This is a genomic window from Flavobacterium aquicola (assembly GCF_003385115.1).
GTDB classification, from domain to species: Bacteria; Bacteroidota; Bacteroidia; order Flavobacteriales; family Flavobacteriaceae; genus Flavobacterium; species Flavobacterium aquicola.
This window is the reverse complement of the sequence record NZ_QUNI01000046.1, coordinates 1-1,369: the sequence shown is the minus strand read 5'-3', so window position 1 is coordinate 1,369 and position 1,369 is coordinate 1. Positions and strand designations below refer to the sequence as shown.

Annotated in this window: 1 protein-coding gene; it reads right to left on the bottom strand. The window is 39.2% G+C overall.

Translation table 11 applies throughout. From position 1 onward, the window contains the following. Positions 1-1,369 (bottom strand): condensation domain-containing protein (locus C8P67_RS21920; protein ID WP_245980573.1); only part of this gene is annotated, 1,369 nt, incomplete at both ends.

Below are 1,369 nucleotides of genomic sequence, written 5' to 3'. Positions count from 1 at the left end.
CACTTGAAACAATGGACTCATACTCATATCACGGGTCGCAACCACCCGATCCACAACCTTCTCAAAAGGTGCAAGCTGATGGTCATAACCTTCCAAAGTGGTCTGTTTTACTCTTAACAATAAATCCTTGAAACTCGGATTACCGCTTAAATCACTGCGAAGTGCTAAAGTATTGACAAAAAAGCCTATCATTCCTTCTAACTCTGATTGCGTACGATTCGCAATTGGTGTTCCTACACAAATATCATCCTGTCCGCTATATTGCGATAATAATATCTTGAAAGCAGATAACATTAGCATAAACAACGTCACACCTTCTTCTTGACATATAGAATTTAATGAAGTTCTCAGGTTATCGTCTAATGTTAAAGAAACAACTGCTCCAGCATGGTTTTGTACAAAAGGATGAACATAATCCGTCGGTAAAGACAAGGTATTTACGCCACTTAATTTAGCTTCCCAATAGGATAACTGATTCTCTAAAACCTCACCTTCTAAATGCCTGCGCTGCCAAATGGCATAATCTGCATATTGTAAACTAAGCTCTGGTAAAACTGCCTCGCGGCCAGATTGCAGAGCACTGTACAATTCCACAAACTCATTGGTCAGGATTCCATCTGACCAGCCATCACTGGCAATATGATGGAAAACGCAAACCAATACATATTTCTCATTCTCTAATGTATACAAACACGCTCGCAGCTTGTAATCTTTTGATAAATCAAAAGGTTTATTCACATAATCTGTTATAATATTTTCTAACAATAACTCATCAGATACAATTGCTTTATCCAATGACCAGCCCTCGGCGCTGATAATTTCCTGATAACCAATTCCGTCTTCTGATAAAAGCATACTGCGTAAAACTTCATGACGCGAAACAATCTCTTGTAAGGTTTGTTCCAGTATTGATATCCCTAATGCTCCTTCTAAACCAAGAACAATAGGAATGTGATATTCGGTACTGCCCTGTAACTGATCCAAAAACCATAGTCGTTCCTGACTAAATGATAAAGGAATACGAACCGGGCGCTCCACTGCAACAATACTTGGCAATAAAACCCCTGCCGACTGGGCGGATATATGAGTCCCTAATTCAGAAATCGTGGTATAGATAAAAATATCAGCAATTTCAATCTCTTTAGACAGTTCTTTACGAATCATAGAGACTAAACGCGTAGCCAATAAACTATGCCCCCCCAATTCAAAAAAGTCATCATGAATTCCTACTTTATCAACTCCTAATATTTCCTGCCAGATAACAGCTAACTGCCCTTCCGTTTCATTGCGGGGTGCTGCATATTCTTTGCTGGATAATTCTGAACCATCCGGATCCGGTAAAGCTTTTTTATCCAGTTTTCCATTACTG